This is a genomic window from Chthoniobacterales bacterium, assembly GCA_035274845.1.
GTDB lineage: Bacteria > Verrucomicrobiota > Verrucomicrobiia > Chthoniobacterales > UBA10450 > AV80.
Genome location: DATENU010000006.1, coordinates 25,499 through 40,794, shown reverse-complemented (window position 1 = coordinate 40,794; position 15,296 = coordinate 25,499). Strand labels below are relative to the sequence as shown.

The window sequence follows — 15,296 nt, the reverse complement described above, 5'->3', positions numbered from 1 at the left end:
CGGGCGAACATTCTCTTGTTGTCGTAACGGCGCTCTATCGCCGTATGAAAACGGAAAATTCGAGACTACGCTCTTAACGCACAGAGCGCCGTTGCTACACCCTGAGAAAAACCCGCATCCGCTCCAGCTCAGCGTCGAGCTCGTGTTTGAATGCCGGGTCTCGCGGCGGCCGTCCAGAAACATAGCCGAGTTCGGCCGTCAGCTTTCCATCCTTGATCGCGAGATTCCCCCACCCAATCACTCGATCGCGCCAGAGGAGCGGGAGCGCATAGTAACCGAGCTTCCGTTTCGCGACCGGCGTGTAAGCCTCGAAACGATACGTCCAGCCCCAGAAAAGCTCGAACCGCGTTCGATCGTGCACCACCGGATCGAACGGCGCCAGGAGCAGCACTTCATCCTCCCTGCCGCGCCGAAGCCCTGCCGAGGGCCGGTCATCGGCGGGCCAATACCAATCAATTCCCTCGACTCGCGCCTGCGCCAGGCGTTCCCGAGCCCGCCGCAATGCGGCGGTAATTTCCTTCTCCCACTGCGGCGCCGCGTAGCGCAACCGGCGCACGTAATACGAAAGGCTCGCTGCCGGCAACGGCGCATAAATATTCACCACCACGTCCACCAGCGAATCGATCCGCGCCTGGCGTTCCGCTTTGTCCAGGACCACCGGTTCATGCCGATGGCTGTGATAAAGCCGAATCCCTTTTTCGCGCCGCGCCACCCGGAGTTTTCCCCAATAGTGGAGCGCATCGAGCATGTGGGTGGTCGCGTGCGAGGAGCCACCCCAGTAATTCCGCACCGTGCCGTGCGAAAAATATTGCTCCACCTCCCGCGGATGCACCGTGCCGCGCGCCTCCACGAAATCCAGCAGTGACGTTTCCTTTTTCGGTCGCGCCGCGGACGCCGTTCGCGGATGCATCAGTGTCTGCAGCGCTCTGGTGACGAACCCATAGTTAACGAATACATCCTCCTCGACCTCGAGCGCCGCGTACCGCTTCTCCAAATCGCCCACCCGATAACCTTTGACCCGCGGCCGCAAAATCAGATCCTGCGCCCTCGCCGGGGCTCGAATCGGATCGGCCTGCACGAACCCCATTTTGGCCAGCGCCTGCCGAAGCGTCGTCGGCCCGAAGAGAGATCGCGCCACCGCAAACCTCCTCAAATCATCCAGTGTCAGAGAGGACGGTGCCATATGTCAGCCTCCGCCTCGTCGCGGACGATCACCCGCAGACTCACAAACTCGCCAGAATGCGCTCTCGCGCGATGTGCCAGGGGGTGCCGTCTTCCGGCTGGGCGGCGAGCGCATCCAATCGCCGGTCGAGCTCTGCAATTTGTTCTGCGGAGAGATCGATCGCTGGCGACTCATCGGCTATGCTGTCCCAGAGTTCCTTTACCAGTTGAATGCGTTCGGGGATGGGCAGCTGCCGGAGTTCCTCTATTGACGCCTTCATGGCGGCGAAGTTTACAGCCTCCGCCTGCCCCATCAAGATTTTCTACCGACGGCTGAGCTGGTAGCTCTCAGCCCGCTCATTACCTCCTGGTCTCCTGCCTTGTAGATTGAACATCGTAGGGCGAACCGCTTGACATAGCCGGGCGCGGCGAGCACAAGGAGCACCGGATGCAAGCTCTCAAACGCCGTTTCGCCGGGGCCCCGGAGGGAACCGCCGCGCTCTTCTTCATTCAAATCTTCTCGACGCTCGGCTTCGCCGTCCTCTACTCGACGCTGGTCCTCTATGCCACGAAGCATCTCCAGCTCTCCGTGAAATCGGCCACCATGTTGATGGGCGTGTTCGGCGCCTTTAACTACGGCCTCCACCTTTTCGGCGGCTATCTTGGCGGCCGCTTCCTCTCGAACCGCAATCTGTTCGTCTGGGGCATGGCGCTGCAGGTCGCCGGCTGCGCCTGCATCTCGCGGGGCACCCTCCCGCTCTTCTACATCGGCCTCGCCCTTTTCCTTACCGGCAGCGGCCTCAACGTCACCTGCATCAACATGATGCTGACCCAGCGCTTCACCCCGGAGGACCCGCGCCGCGAAGGGGCCTTTCTCTGGAATTATGCCGGTATGAACGTCGGCTTCTTCGTCGGGTTCACCGTAGCCGGCTACTTCCAGGCCACCGAAAGTTACTCGAGCCTCTTCATCTTCGCCACGCTCGGCAACTTCGCCGCCATCATCCTCGCCGTGCTCATGTGGAAAACGCTCGCCGATCGCAACACCCCTCTGCTCGAAACCACGCCAAAGCAGTTCCAACTGCGTCTGCTCGCCGGTCTCGCCATTGTCTTCGGCATCGTCCCCGTCGTGTGGTTCATGCTCCAGCGACCGGGCAGCACCGGGATAATCCTCAAGTCGATCTGCGGCTTGGTCGCGCTCACCCTGATCTACCTCACGCTCCGCCACCCGGATCGCCGCGAGCGGCGCAACATGACGGCCTACCTGATTCTGACCGTCGGCTCGCTGATGTTCTGGTCGCTCTACCAGATGGCGCCGAGCGGCCTGATGCTGTTCGCGGTCAACAACGTCGATCTGATGGTGGGTCCCGTGCAGATTCAGCCGCAGTGGATTCAGAACATCAACACCGTCTGCATCGTGCTCGGCGGGCCGTTGCTGGCGTCGCTCTTTACCCGGATGCGCGCGCGCGGGTTGAAAATCGACGTCCCGAACCAGTTCGCGGCCTCGTTGCTCTTGATGGCGCTCGCCTTTCTCATTCTCCCGCTCGGCATCAAGCTGGCCGGCGTCGACGGCAAGAGCGCATTCGGCTGGCTGTTCTGGAGCTACGTCCTCCAGAGCATTGGTGAGCTGCTCATCATGCCGATAGGCTACGCCATGATCGGCAAGCTCGCACCGAAACAATACCAGGGGATCATGATGGGCAGCTGGATGTTGGTGACCGGCCTCGCCTCACTTTTCGCTGGCGATTTTTCGGGCATGATCCCCGAGCCCGCTGGCACCACGGCGATCGCCACCAATCCTGATTACGCAAAACTTTTCGCCGAGCTCGGCGCCGGCAGCCTCGTGGTCGGTATCGCGCTCCTCGCGCTCATTCCCTTCCTGCGCAAGCTAATCACCGACAGAGCCGAGACAACTCCCGTCGAAGCGGCCACCCCCGCCGGTCCCGCACCCGCCGCGGTGTAGGTTCCCGCCGCGTCATTACCGCACTAGCTTTGGAATTGTGAAACCAGAGGTCCTTTTACGCGACGTCGAACCGGGAGACCTGCCCCTCTTTTTTGAACACCAGCGCGATCCGGTCGCCGTGGCGCTGGTTGTATTCCGTTCGCGCGAACGGGGTGAGTTCGACCAGCATTGGGCCAAGATCCAGGCGGATGAGAACAATCTGAAAAGACTATCGTCGCTGATGGGCAGGTAGCGGGACACATCGCCAGCTTCCTGCTCGAAGGGAAACGCGAGATCGGTTATTGGATCGACCGCGCCCTGTGGGGACGAGGCATTGCCAGCGAAGCGCTCTCGGCGTTTCTTTGTCTGGAACAGAGGCGGCCACTCTCCGCCGGTGTGGCCAGACACAACCTCGCGTCGATACGCGTTCTGCAAAAATGCGGCTTCCGCGTATCCGAAAACTCGTCCGATCAGGAACCCGAGGCCTCCGGCGAATCGCATATTATTCTCACGCTTGCAGAGCGATGATCTGTGTCGATAGGTAGCTTTGACCCTCCCGGCTTCCCTTCGGAAGCGTTGCTCGCATAGACCTACGCCGTCGCCCCCGACTGCTGCTTCACTTGCGAGAATGCATGCTTGAGCGCCTCCGTCGCAAAGGCGTCCGCTTCGTCAGTTAAGATAGGTTCCGAATACAACTTGCGCAGGTCTACCACTCCCTGGCTTTGTATCAAACACTGGAAATCTTGGAGTCGAACAACAAGCGGCACGTTTATGTCAAACGGTTGAGGCGCCTGGCCTTTGTAGCCTCTCAAGCGGAAGAAAAAATTGTAGGAATCCTGGTTCACGAGATTGGGGTGGTTGAACCCTTCCATCAGCGCCACCCGCCAAGGTAAGTGATCCGCGGAAACGCGCGGCGATAGTTCGAGATGCAGCTCCGCAAAAAGAGGACCAAGCTGACTCACTTTTGCCTCAAACTTGGAGATGAGGTTTTCTAGACCGCTCTTGTAAAACTCCATTACCACCTGCGGTGATCGTCGCAATACTGGCGGTCGATTGACATCCTGCCCGCGAACGAACAGTGCAACTTCCTTTTCAATGTCACTGAGTTCCTCAACGCTATTTCCGGCTGCGGCGTTCAGACCAATTTCCAAGGACCACTCGAGCTGCTCCTCAAAATAATTGATTAGCGGATCAAGTTGACCTACGTCGGCAAGACGCAAAGCACCGAGATAATTTGCCTTGTCGGTTGATTTTACAATTATCGGCGGCAAATCGTTTCTCAGGAAGACATAATTAGAAAGGAGTCTGGCAACTCGGCCGTTGCCGTCATCAAACGGGTGGATCAAAACGAAACGGTGATGGAGGTGTGCAGCGAGGGAGAGCGGCCCCAGACGGGTCTTAATGAGTTCCTTTTTCAACCATTCCACCAATTCCTTCATCTTGCCTGGAGTCTCTAAGGGGGTGGCAAACTGAAAGAGTTCGTTGGTTGCAGTTCTAACGTTATTAGGAGTCTCCTTATAGGTTCCTGGGATGATCTGCTTCCGCGTTGGTTCGCCCGATTCTGTTGTTGCGACTTTCCAGAATGGCTCTTTCAAGATGATCTTGTTCAAGTTTCGGACGTCCGCTTCTGTTATCAGTTTGGAGGACTCAGCCAGTTCACGGACGTGGGCGATAGCGACGTCGTGCGCCTTCATCTCTTCGTATTCCCGGATTGCGTGCGTGCCGGTCGTTTGCCCCTGAAACAGAAGTAATTCAGTTTCTCCGTATGTCAGGGTGTTACCTTCGATGTGGTTGGAATTGTAGTTCCACTCCAACCGAAACTTCTCCCATAGGCGACGATCGTCTTCAGCTTTCAATGGCTGGGCAGCCATCCACTTTTCTTGAAGCTTTTTTGTTGTTTCGCGCACGTGGATTGATAACCAAGTATGAAGCGTTTCGGTGCTCCGTTTATCGACCGGAGTCAGCTACCATACCGTCGAAAGTCCTCCCCCGGTAGAACGAATTATTATGTTGCCACCTCTCAGGCGAAAGGTCCAGCCGACGCCGCCATCGAATTCATCCGTGCTCATCCGCGGAATCCGTGGTTAGATTTCCCTCCGCATGAACAAAGTTTATTCCGACGCCAAGGCGGCGCTTGAGGGGCTGCTGCACGATAACATGACCATTGCCGCTGGCGGTTTCGGGCTCTGCGGAATTCCGGAAAACCTGATCGCGGCGTTGCACGAGAGCGGGGTGAAAGGCCTGACCATCGTGGGCAATAACGCCGGCGTGGACGGGTTCGGCATGGGGGTTTTGCTCCCCGCCCGGCAGGTGAAGAAGGTCATGGCGTCGTATGTCGGCGAGAACAAGGAGTTCGAGCGCCAGGTGCTCTCGGGTGAGCTCGACCTGGAATTGATCCCGCAGGGGACGCTGGCGGAGCGGCTCCGCGCGGGCGGCGCGGGCATTCCCGGATTTTACACCCGGACCGGTCTCGGAACGAAACTGACCGAGGGCAAGGAAACGAAAATATTCGGCGACCTCGAATACGTCCTCGAGCCGGGCATTACCGCGGAAGTTTCGCTGGTGAAGGCCTGGAAGGGCGACAAGTCCGGCAACCTCGTTTACCGAATGACGTCGCGGAATTTCAATCCGATGATCGCGACCTGCGGGAAGATTTGCGTGGCGGAAGTTGAGGAACTGGTGGAACCCGGCGAGCTGGAGCCGGACCAGATTCACACGCCCGGCATTTTCGTCGACCGAATCATCCAGGGGACGAACTACGAGAAACGGATCGAATTCCGAACCGTCCAGGGCGCCGCCGTCGCGAAGGCAGGCTCAACCGTGCGCGACCTGCTGGCGAAACGTGCCGCGCAGGAGCTGCGCGATGGTTACTACGTCAATCTCGGCATCGGCATCCCGACCCTGGTCGCAAATTACATCCCGGCAGGAATGAATGTGATCCTGCAATCGGAGAATGGACTGCTCGGCATCGGGCCATTCCCCGAACCGGGGAAAGAAGATCCGGATCTCATCAATGCCGGGAAGCAGACGATCACGACGATGCCGGGCTCCGCCTTCTTCTCCAGCGCCGATTCTTTCGGCCAGATCCGCGGCGGTCACATCGATTTGGCCATTCTCGGCGCGTTCGAAGTCACCGACCGCGGCGACATCGCGAACTGGATGATCCCCGGAAAAATGGTGAAGGGCCCGGGCGGCGCGATGGACCTCGTCGCGGGAGTGAAGCGCGTCGTCGCGGTAATGGAGCACACGTCGAAAGACGGCAGCCCGAAGATCCTGAAGGAATGCACTCTGCCCATCACCGGCAAAGGGGTCGTCAATCTGATCATCACCGAGCTGGCTGTCTTCGAGGTAAAACAGGGCGGCGGCCTCGTTCTCATCGAGCTTCAGCCCGGCTCGACCGTCGACGACATTCGCGCCAAGACCGGCGCTCCGTTCGACGTTGCGTTGACGCGCTAGAGTTCTAAACTTACGACGTGAGCACCGCTCAAGAAATTGAGAATGCGATCCGCTCGTTGTCGCCCTCCGAGCGCGACAAACTAGTTCAACACATCCCCCAGTTATTTCCGGAATTTGCCGGCGACTCCGAATGGGAACGCATTACGCAAGACGATAAGCCGCGGCCAGCCCTGACTGAACTTCTCAACCTCTATGACGCGGAGCTTACTCACGATTCGCGCCCGTTTCCGAAGGTCGCTGAAGGGGATTTCGACTTGCACGCGTGATCTCGCGGGTCGCGCCGGAATTTTGGCAGCTTTATCGTGAACTCCGGCCGGATATCCAATCCGCGGCACGCATAGCATTTCTGCTGTTCACCACGAGCCCGGCCCATCCGAGTCTTCGTCTCGAGCGACTGCGCGCTGATCCGCGCGCGTGGTCAGTCCGGGTAACACGGGACGTTCGGGCGGTCGCGTTACGCCGCGGGGACGACTGGCTTTGGTTCTGGATCGGAACACACAAAGCGTTCGATCAACGCTTCCCGACATAAAAGTTGAGCGAGCCACTGCGCGGGGGCAATCTTGCGGTCTGATGCGGGACGAAGCGATATCCAGAAGAAGCTCGAAGGATATCGAGGAGCAGCCGGGGTTGCTTGCCCGGATCGCGCTGGCGATGACGGATTGGACGGAGCGCTGGGTGCCGGACGCGTTTATCTTTGCGCTCATCGCGACGGTGATCGTGGTGGTTGCGGGGGTTGCCTGCACGCCGTCGACGGTGCCGCAGGTGATCGACGCCTGGGGCAAAGGCTTTTGGGAATTGATCCCGTTCACGCTCCAGATGGCGCTCATCATTATCACGGGGCACGTTCTCGCGACTTCGCCGCCGGTCGGGCGGGTCATCCGGGCGCTCGCCGCCTGGCCGACGACTCCGCGCAACGCGGTCGCGCTGGTGGCGCTCTTCGCCATGGCGAGCTCGTGGTTGAACTGGGGTTTCAGCCTGATCTTCAGCGCCGTTCTCGCAAAGGAGATCGCGCGCCGCGTTGCCGGCGTGGATTACCGAGCTCTGGCCGCCGCCAGTTTTCTCGGAATCGGGAGCGTCTGGGCCCAGGGATTGAGTGGATCGGCTGCGCTCCAGATGGCCACCCCCGGGGCGCTCCAGCCACAAATCCGCGACATCGTGGCGGCCGGCGGGCTCGTCCCCGGAGGAATCATCTCTTTCCAGCACACGATTTTTCTTTGGCAAAGCATCGTGTCAGTCGTGATCGAAATCGCGCTCGTAACGGCGGTCATGTGGCTGGTGACACCGCCCGCTGGGCGCGCGAAAACGGCGCAATTGCTCGGCATCGCTCTCGGTGAGTCCGAGGTCATGGCAGCGCCGGCCCCAACCCGCCGAACGCCAGGCCAGTGGCTCGAACAATCGCCGATCCTCAACTGGCTGATCGTCCTGATCGGCGGCACCTATCTGGTGCGTTATTTCATGCAGGCCAGCGAGCCGCTGAACGCGATCAATCTCAACACCGTCAATCTCGCGTTCCTGCTCCTCGGCTTTCTTCTCCACAAAACGCCGGCGCGTCTCATGCACGCCGTGCAAAGCGCCACGCCTGCGGTGTGGGGCGTGATTCTTCAATTCCCGTTTTACGCCGGCATCGCGGGCATCATTACTTCTACCCATCTCAGCCAGCAGATCGCCCATGCATTCGTCGGCATCTCGAACGCGAAGACCTTCCCCGCGATTGTCGCGATTTACTCCGCTGTGCTGGGCGTGTTCGTGCCGTCAGGCGGCTCGAAATGGGTCGTCGAAGCGCCGTACGTCATGGCGGCCGCGCACGAACTGAAGGTGCACCTCGGTTGGGTGGTCGCTTCCTACGACCTCGGCGAAGCGCTCGCCAACCTGGTGCAGCCTTTCTGGATGCTGCCGATCCTCGGCCTTTTTGGCCTACGCGCGCGCGATGTCATGGGCTACACCTTTGTCGTCTTTCTCGTGCTCGTGCCCGTCGTGCTGCTGCTCGTCACCATTCTCGGGGCGACCCTCTCGTATCCGCTGTAGCCGGCGCGGGCAGGCGAGCACCAACACCGCCGCGATCGTCCAACACGCGATCATGAACAAGAACGGCGTGCTGAATGAACCGGTGGCCTGACTCAGGTCCCCGACCACTTTCGGCCCGACGAATCCGCCGATGCTGGCGATGCAATTGATGAAGCCGATCGTCGCCGCAGCTGCCGAGCTGGTCAGAAAGGAAGAGGGAAGCGACCAAAACGCGGGCAGATAAGCGGTCGTGCCGAAACCGATCAAAGCAAATATCACGATAAGCAACACGTCTGAATGCGGAACAAGAAACCACGCCCCCAGCGCCAGCGCCGCGGTCAATTGGGGAATGGCGAAATGCCAGCGCCGCTCGTGGGTCCGGTCCGAGTTCCAGCCCACCAACAACATTCCGATGAGCCCGGCGACAAAAGGAATCGCGCCGATCCAGCCAATGCGTTGCACATCAGTCCAGCCGGTGAGGCGCTGGAGGAAGGTGGGCATCCAAAACCAAAAGGCGTATCCCCCCGAATAACAAAAGAAGAGGCCTACTGTGAGCAACACCACGGACGGCTGCCTGAGCGCCTGCCAGGCTGTCATTCGCTCTGCCTGCGCCTTCCCCTGCCGCTCTTCCGCGAGGCGGGCCGCCAGCCAATCGCGTTGATCCGCCCGCAGCCAGCGCGCTTCTTCAGGCCGGTCGGGCAAAACAAACAGGGTCGCGATTCCCAACAAAACGGCCGGAATCCCTTCCAGAAAGAACAGCCAGCGCCATCCGGGAGTTCCGAGCCAATGAACGCCGAGAATCGCGCCTGCCAGAGGCCCGCCCAGAATGGAAGCTACCGGAACCGCGGCCATGAACAGCGCGACCGCCTTGGCCCTGTCCCGATAAATGAACCAGTGGGAAAGATAGACAATACTGCCGGGGAAAAACCCTGCCTCCGCGGCGCCAAGAAGGAAACGCGCCCCGTAAAGCTCCGCCGGAGTTCGCACAAAACCGGTCAATGCTGTCAGGCCTCCCCAGGTGATCAGGGTTATCGCCAGGAGAAGCCTGGCGCTCCAGCGTTCGACCAGAAGTGCCCCGGGGATTTGCAAACCAAGATATCCAAGGAAGAAAATTCCACTGGCCGTGCCGAAAACCGAGTCGCTCAGGCCCAGGTCTCCTTCCATCCCGAGGGTCGCGTAGGCAATGCTGGTGCGATCAAGAAAGTTCGCGACGTAGAGAAGAAAAAGAAAAGGCAGGAGCCGCCACGCAATTTGGGAGCGCGCGCTTTCTCCGCCGGTTGGCGGCAACAAAACCATTGGCGCGGAGCATAGCGCGCGCGCCATCAGGCTCACAATTGGAATCCCAGTCGGTGGCTCGACTCAGGGCCCGACCGCACCGCTTGGAGCGCGGGCGCGCGCGAACCGCCTTTCATAATATCCCACCCAGAGAATGATACCCAGCGTCCCAATGGCAGTGGGCCAGAGCCAGCGCGCGATGGGCGGCAGAAAGTGAAAGTTCACGACGGAAAACGCCGTGACCGTGGCGATGTAAGCGGCGAGCATTCTCCTCATATGTGTGAACCACCAGGCCTGTTTGTCAGTCGGCGGGTGATAAAACGCGCGGACGTCCGTGACTCCAAAGTACAGTCCGATAATCCCAAATACGATAGCGACAGTCCCGAAGTTCGACGTCAGCATCAGACAACCGCCGTAAACCACCAGCGAAACACTGCCGAAGAGCACCATGGAAACCGCCGCCCAATCGATCCCGGTCGCGCCTTGTTGCGGTGTCTTCCGGTACAAGATCCGGTAACCGGTGAAAGCCAGGTAAAAACTAAAGAGCGCGAGGAGAACAAAAAACAGCCCGGAACGAATGAAGGACATGACCACGGCGGTCACGGCGACGCCAGCCATCGAGCAGAAATAGATCTTGCCCCAGCGCCGATGGGAGAGGCCCCCTTTGCGCGTGAGCATGGCGGCTGGAGCGACAAACAAAGCAATACTGCCGAAAAAGATGTGGACCGCGCGCGCGAGGCTGAATACGGGAAGACTATCCATGATGCAAAACTCCTCTCGGTGGCTCGACTCCCGATATATCAGTTAGATATATATCCTGTCAATACATGAAAGAAACCAAAAGCCGCTACGCCATCCTGGGAATGCTCAGCATCTGCCCCATGTCCGGCTACGACATCAAGAAGGGGATCGAAGAAAGCATCAGCAATTTTTGGAGCGAGAGCTACGGCCAAATTTATCCCATCCTGAAGCGCTTGGTCTCCGAAAAGCTGGTAGACAAAACCGTCGAGCGCCAATCGGGTAAGCCCGATCGCCACGTCTACGAGTTGACCGCCCGCGGGCGCGCGGAACTGCGGGAGTGGTTGAGCAAAGGCGCCGTCCCCAAAGTGCAGCGCAACGAGTTTCTGTTGAAACTGTTTTTTGGCGAAGAGGTTCCCGCCACGACCAATCTGAAACACGTCGAACAGTTCCGGGAAATCCAGCTCGAACTGCTCGAGAAATACCAGGTCCTTGAAAAAGGCATCCGATCCAAATATGCCGGAGATCCAAACTCACCCTATTGGCTCATGACTCTTCACTATGGAAAGGAAGTGAGCGGGGCCCTGGTCAAATGGTGCGATCAAAGCGAGCAGAAGTTGAAGAAAATGGATCGAGACCATAGGAGCCGCCGCGTAAAGAAGAAAAGGTAGCGGCGCGTGGCGTCCCAAAGAGGACGGGACCGCGCAAGACCGTTCATTCACGCTGGCAACGGACTCCTATTCGGAGGATATTCTGCGCATGAACACGCCGCTCTCATTCGCATTCCGATATTCGCTCAGCGTTCTTTTCCTTTCGGTCATGGCCACATTCTCCGCCCGGGCCGCCGATCCCAGTTGGGCCGGTCAATATGCCGACAAGAATTTCATGGGCGGCAAAGCCGTCTTTCAGCTGACGATCGAGCAATCAGGAGGCGCCATTCAGGTTTCCTTCGACGCCGCCAACAACGATGGCCATGGCGCCGCGCCGGAAGGCCAGGGTCCGGCGAAGGCTTCCGGCAAAGACATGCTGACCTTCAAGTTCGAAGACAGCTTCGGAAATTCCGGCACGGGAACAATCAAGCGCGCCGGCAACGACATAATTGTCTCGATGAAGGCAACTCACGTGGCCGACCCGCGCGCGGCGGCTTTCTACCGTGACAGCATGCGCCTGAAATCAGCGGGGAAAAAGTAATTCCTGAATGTGGAGGAGTTCGCTACGAGGCGAAGGCGTTATCAAACGCGCTATCATGAAGACGATCAGGTTCTGCTTGATATGTTGAGGGGCGTCAACTTTTCTCCACGCTCCTTTGGATCGGAGGAACTATGAAAATCATATTTCTGCTGCGCCGGCGCATCTTTTTTTGCTCCTTAACTGTGATCTCGGCCTGCCTTCAGGCCGCGGCTGCTGATAATAACAGCAATTCCGGCGGATATGCTCTCAAAGGAACTCTTGTTACCCCGACCGAGATCGTCGAAGACGGAGCCATTCTTGTGGTCGGCGACAAGATCCAGGCGATGGGAAAAGACATACCGCTTCCCAACGGGACCAAGGTCATTGAAACGAAAGCGCTTATCTATCCGGGCCTGATTGATCTTCACGATCACATCACTTGGAATTTCCTGCCGCGCTGGAAACCAGGCCAAAAGTTTGCCAATCGATACGAATGGCAGCAAATCCCCGAATACTCCCTGGCCCTAAGGACTCCCCACGACCAGGTCGTCTCAAATCCATCGCCCTCTCCCACGCGCCCGCCGGCCCAGGAAGAGCTGGCCTGCGATGCTAACCGATACGGCGAAGTAAAAGCTATCGTCGGCGGAGCGACTTCCGTAGTCGACAGCCTGGGCGATCCCAAGGTCGACCCGTGCATCAAAGGGTTGGCCAGGAATTTGAACTCCTACTCGGGAATGTATCCTGCCGGCAAAGAGGAGGAATTAAGGAACGCAGTATTTCCTCTCGAGCTCACGAACGATGATGTAAAAAAAATAAACGATAACCTGGCCGATCCTCAGCAACATTATGCCTTGGTGGTTCATCTCGCGGAAGGAAAATCCAACGACGCGAGCGCCGCGCGGGAGTTCCGCATGTTCAGGGCCCGCGGCTTTGTCCGGGCCGGCGTCTCCATCATCCACGGCGTCGCTCTCCGTCAGCCTGAGTTCGTCGAAATGGCAAAGGCCCAAGTCGGGTTGATCTGGTCTCCCCGCAGCAACATCGAACTGTATGGCGAGACCACGGACGTGCGTGCAGCAAAGCAGAGCCAGGTCAAAATCGCTTTAGCGCCCGACTGGAGTCCGTCTGGCAGTGACGGGACTCTGGAGGAATTGAATTATGCCGCGGTGTGGAACGCCGGGCAAAATCCCAGAGTGTTCACTGACGCCGAATTGGTCGAGATGGTCACCGTCAATCCCGCGAAATTGGCCAGGCTGGACGACAAGGTCGGGAGCTTGAAGCCCGGTTACTTCGCCGATCTTCTCGTCGTTGGCAGTCAACAGACGGATCCATATCGAGCGTTGCTGAACGCTCGGCCTACCGATATCAGACTTGTCGTTGTCGGGGGACGCCCGATGTATGGCGACGAGGACCTCATGCAAGGCGTAGCTCCAAACGCCCGTCTGGAGCCAGTTTCTCTCTGTGGCACGAAGAAATTCCTCGACCTGGAAACCGAGAACCCACTACCGGGAAAACCTCCGAGATCGTGGAAGGATACGGTGGACGCAATCACCAAGGCATTGAAACCATCGGGCCTGGCCCCATCGGAACTAACGTCATGCCCATGACGGGCCGGTCAAAATCGACAATCTTGCACGTTACGGCGATAGCGTAGGATGAGTCCCTATCCGGCCATCGAGAGCGCGCTACACCATCGGACGAAAACGTCCGACGACTTCCTGGAGCCGTTCGCTGATCTGGCCTAACGAGCAAACCTCCACTGCTTCGAGGAGGGCCGGGAAACAATTCTCGTCGGTCTCCACGACCGCGGCCAGTTTCTCGAGCGCTTTCTCCGCCTTGGCGGCATTCTTTTTCTTGAACTGCTTCAACCGATCGACTTGCAATTGCTGCCTGGCCCGCGGCGTGCGGGCCAGCTCGAATTCCGGCATTTCTTCGCTGTCGTTGCGGTACTTATTCAGGGCGATGATCGGACGGACGCCATTGTAAATCTGCTGCTCGTAACGATGGGCCGCGGTCTGGATCTGGCTGCGCTGGTAACGATTTTCCACCGCCCCCATCACGCCCCCGAGCCGCTCGATTTCGCGAAATTCCTCCAGGATTGCGGCTTCGACCGCTCGTTCGACGGCCTTCATTCCAGGAGAACCGCTCAGCATGTTCATGGTGTGTTTGAAAATGCCGGACTCATCCAGAAGGATGGCCTGGCCGTGCGCGGCGAGGCGGATCCATTCTTCGCTCGGGGTCGTGAACGGCTCGTCGGCGCTGTTCGAGTGGCAGGAGTTTGTGCCGTTCATGTAGGAAAGCATCAGCTCAGCGGCGGTGCGGGTGAGGTTGTTCTTGAACTCCGCCGCCACGAGCGAGCGGCCGCTCGTCTGGGTGTGCACTTTGAACATCTGCGCCTTGTGACCGGCGCCGAACGCGTCCCGCATCCCGATCGCCCAGATCCGCCGGGACACGCGAGTGAGCGCGATGTATTCGACGTCCAACCCGCAATCGAGGAAGAAGGAGAGCCGCGGGCCGAAGTCATCGACGGAGATTCCGCGGGCCGCCATCATTTCGGCGTAAGCGAAACCGTTCGACAGCGTGTAAGCCGCTTGCTGGACCGGCGTCGAGCCCGCTTCGCCGATGTGATAACCGCTGATGGAAACCGGATACCAGCGCGGCATCTCGCGGGTAGTGAATTCCATCATGTCGGTCAGGAACCGGAGCGACGCTTCGACCGGGAAGATGGTTTCGTTTTGCGCCTGCACTTCCTTGAAAATGTCCGCCTGGATGGTGCCGCGAAGTTTCGGGACAACGCCGGGGCCGAACCGGCGTTTCGCGGCTGCGATATACATCGCCATGATGATCGGCGCCGGGCCGCTGATCGTCATTGAGGCGGAGAAATCCGGCGAGCCGAGATCGAACCCGTCATAAAGCCGGACCATGTCCTCCACGGTATCGACCGCGACCCCGCCCTCGCCGATTTTACCCAGGATTCCTGGCGCATCGGAATCGATGCCGTAAAGCGTCGGGCCGTCAAAAGCGGTGCTCAGGCGTTTGGAACGTTGATGGCGTCCGAGGAAATGGAAACGCTCGTTTGTGTCCTCCGCCAGCATCAGGCCGGAAAACAAACGCGTCGGCTCTTCCGCCACCTGCGGTTTGGCCACGGTCCCGTTGCGTGCGCCGTTCTTGCTGCCATTGAGTTTCGACTTCGCGCCATGCCCGTTCTTCTCGTAGGTGCCCGTTTCCATCGCGGGCTGGTGCAACGGCTCGAGATACATTTCGCGATAGGCGCCATTCAGAAACGGGAATTCGCCTGGCAAACCGTCGCCTAACAGGTAGCGGGTGATGTCTCCGGCTTCGTCGATCTCCGGCAGGGCGAGCCGCGGCAACTTCAAACCGGTGGGCGCGGTGCCGACAGGGATTTTGGCTTTGATCTCGTTCCAGCGGTTCAGCATCTCGTCGCCGAACTTTTTGTCGGTCCGCGCGCGTTTCACTTCGCTCTCAACGAACGCGTTGTACTTCTCCACCGCTTCGACTACCCGGCCTAGCTTGCTCATAATATTTTTCTCCGCCT

Annotated in this window: 13 protein-coding genes; 7 read left to right on the top strand and 6 right to left on the bottom strand. The window is 59.0% G+C overall.

Features of this window, described 5'->3' with window-relative positions; genetic code table 11:
- Nucleotides 1-94: 94 nt before the first annotated feature.
- On the bottom strand, nucleotides 95-1,138 hold the full coding sequence (locus VJU77_02215) for a crosslink repair DNA glycosylase YcaQ family protein (GenBank protein ID HKP02151.1): 1,044 nt from the start codon (nucleotides 1,136-1,138) through the stop codon (nucleotides 95-97).
- Between the two features lie 85 nt (nucleotides 1,139-1,223).
- Nucleotides 1,224-1,442 carry an addiction module protein gene (locus VJU77_02210; GenBank protein HKP02150.1) on the bottom strand — a complete coding sequence of 73 codons (219 nt, stop codon included), beginning with the start codon at nucleotides 1,440-1,442 and terminating at the stop codon, nucleotides 1,224-1,226.
- Between the two features lie 167 nt (nucleotides 1,443-1,609).
- Between VJU77_02210 and VJU77_02205 the strand changes: the two genes are divergently transcribed.
- The gene (locus VJU77_02205; protein HKP02149.1) at nucleotides 1,610-3,121 is read left to right on the top strand and encodes an oligopeptide:H+ symporter; all 1,512 of its coding nucleotides are present in this window, start codon (nucleotides 1,610-1,612) and stop codon (nucleotides 3,119-3,121) included.
- A 569-nt stretch (nucleotides 3,122-3,690) separates the two neighbouring features.
- Here VJU77_02205 and VJU77_02200 read toward each other — a convergent pair.
- The gene (locus tag VJU77_02200; protein HKP02148.1) at nucleotides 3,691-5,007 is read right to left on the bottom strand and encodes a Fic family protein; all 1,317 of its coding nucleotides are present in this window, start codon (nucleotides 5,005-5,007) and stop codon (nucleotides 3,691-3,693) included.
- A gap of 193 nt (nucleotides 5,008-5,200) precedes the next feature.
- Here VJU77_02200 and VJU77_02195 point away from each other — a divergent pair, with 193 nt between their 5' ends.
- The 3 genes from VJU77_02195 to VJU77_02185 all read left to right on the top strand — a co-directional run bounded on the left by VJU77_02195 (nucleotide 5,201) and on the right by VJU77_02185 (nucleotide 8,581).
- Nucleotides 5,201-6,556 carry a 3-oxoacid CoA-transferase subunit B gene (locus VJU77_02195; protein ID HKP02147.1) on the top strand — a complete coding sequence of 452 codons (1,356 nt, stop codon included), beginning with the start codon at nucleotides 5,201-5,203 and terminating at the stop codon, nucleotides 6,554-6,556.
- Between the two features lie 17 nt (nucleotides 6,557-6,573).
- Complete coding sequence (locus tag VJU77_02190) at nucleotides 6,574-6,822, top strand: hypothetical protein (protein HKP02146.1); 249 nt, start codon at nucleotides 6,574-6,576, stop codon at nucleotides 6,820-6,822.
- Between the two features lie 304 nt (nucleotides 6,823-7,126).
- Nucleotides 7,127-8,581, top strand: coding sequence for a TIGR00366 family protein (locus VJU77_02185; protein HKP02145.1), 1,455 nt, complete (start codon nucleotides 7,127-7,129; stop codon nucleotides 8,579-8,581).
- Here the strand turns inward: VJU77_02185 and VJU77_02180 are convergent.
- Nucleotides 8,471-9,856: an MFS transporter gene (locus tag VJU77_02180; GenBank protein ID HKP02144.1), complete on the bottom strand. Its 1,386-nt coding sequence runs from the start codon at nucleotides 9,854-9,856 to the stop codon at nucleotides 8,471-8,473. The two genes, VJU77_02185 and VJU77_02180, sit on opposite strands and share 111 nt — an antisense overlap.
- Nucleotides 9,857-9,919: 63 nt before the next feature.
- On the bottom strand, nucleotides 9,920-10,597 hold the full coding sequence (locus VJU77_02175) for a DUF2306 domain-containing protein (protein HKP02143.1): 678 nt from the start codon (nucleotides 10,595-10,597) through the stop codon (nucleotides 9,920-9,922).
- Nucleotides 10,598-10,662: 65 nt separating this feature from the next.
- Between VJU77_02175 and VJU77_02170 the strand changes: the two genes are divergently transcribed.
- From VJU77_02170 to VJU77_02160, 3 genes are all read left to right on the top strand, one after another.
- Nucleotides 10,663-11,244, top strand: a complete 582-nt coding sequence (locus VJU77_02170; GenBank protein ID HKP02142.1) for a PadR family transcriptional regulator — start codon at nucleotides 10,663-10,665, stop codon at nucleotides 11,242-11,244.
- Between the two features lie 88 nt (nucleotides 11,245-11,332).
- Entirely contained in the window at nucleotides 11,333-11,764 is a 432-nt protein-coding gene (locus VJU77_02165) for a hypothetical protein (GenBank protein HKP02141.1), read from the top strand.
- A 131-nt stretch (nucleotides 11,765-11,895) separates the two neighbouring features.
- Nucleotides 11,896-13,347: an amidohydrolase family protein gene (locus VJU77_02160; GenBank protein ID HKP02140.1), complete on the top strand. Its 1,452-nt coding sequence runs from the start codon at nucleotides 11,896-11,898 to the stop codon at nucleotides 13,345-13,347.
- A gap of 78 nt (nucleotides 13,348-13,425) precedes the next feature.
- Here VJU77_02160 and VJU77_02155 read toward each other — a convergent pair whose 3' ends face one another.
- The gene (locus VJU77_02155; GenBank protein ID HKP02139.1) at nucleotides 13,426-15,279 is read right to left on the bottom strand and encodes a methylmalonyl-CoA mutase family protein; all 1,854 of its coding nucleotides are present in this window, start codon (nucleotides 15,277-15,279) and stop codon (nucleotides 13,426-13,428) included.
- Nucleotides 15,280-15,296: the final 17 nt, after the last annotated feature.

Bases quoted from the DNA above. Each gene is read 5' to 3' on its own strand.
- VJU77_02210 (HKP02150.1), bottom strand. From the start codon at position 1,442: ATGAAGGCGTCAATAGAGGAACTCCGGCAGCTGCCCATCCCCGAACGC.
- VJU77_02205 (HKP02149.1), top strand. From the start codon at position 1,610: ATGCAAGCTCTCAAACGCCGTTTCGCCGGGGCCCCGGAGGGAACCGCC.
- VJU77_02195 (HKP02147.1), top strand. From the start codon at position 5,201: ATGAACAAAGTTTATTCCGACGCCAAGGCGGCGCTTGAGGGGCTGCTG.
- VJU77_02185 (HKP02145.1), top strand. From the start codon at position 7,127: ATGCGGGACGAAGCGATATCCAGAAGAAGCTCGAAGGATATCGAGGAG.
- VJU77_02180 (HKP02144.1), bottom strand. From the start codon at position 9,856: ATGGTTTTGTTGCCGCCAACCGGCGGAGAAAGCGCGCGCTCCCAAATT.
- VJU77_02175 (HKP02143.1), bottom strand. From the start codon at position 10,597: ATGGATAGTCTTCCCGTATTCAGCCTCGCGCGCGCGGTCCACATCTTT.
- VJU77_02170 (HKP02142.1), top strand. From the start codon at position 10,663: ATGAAAGAAACCAAAAGCCGCTACGCCATCCTGGGAATGCTCAGCATC.
- VJU77_02165 (HKP02141.1), top strand. From the start codon at position 11,333: ATGAACACGCCGCTCTCATTCGCATTCCGATATTCGCTCAGCGTTCTT.
- VJU77_02160 (HKP02140.1), top strand. From the start codon at position 11,896: ATGAAAATCATATTTCTGCTGCGCCGGCGCATCTTTTTTTGCTCCTTA.
- VJU77_02155 (HKP02139.1), bottom strand. From the start codon at position 15,279: ATGAGCAAGCTAGGCCGGGTAGTCGAAGCGGTGGAGAAGTACAACGCG.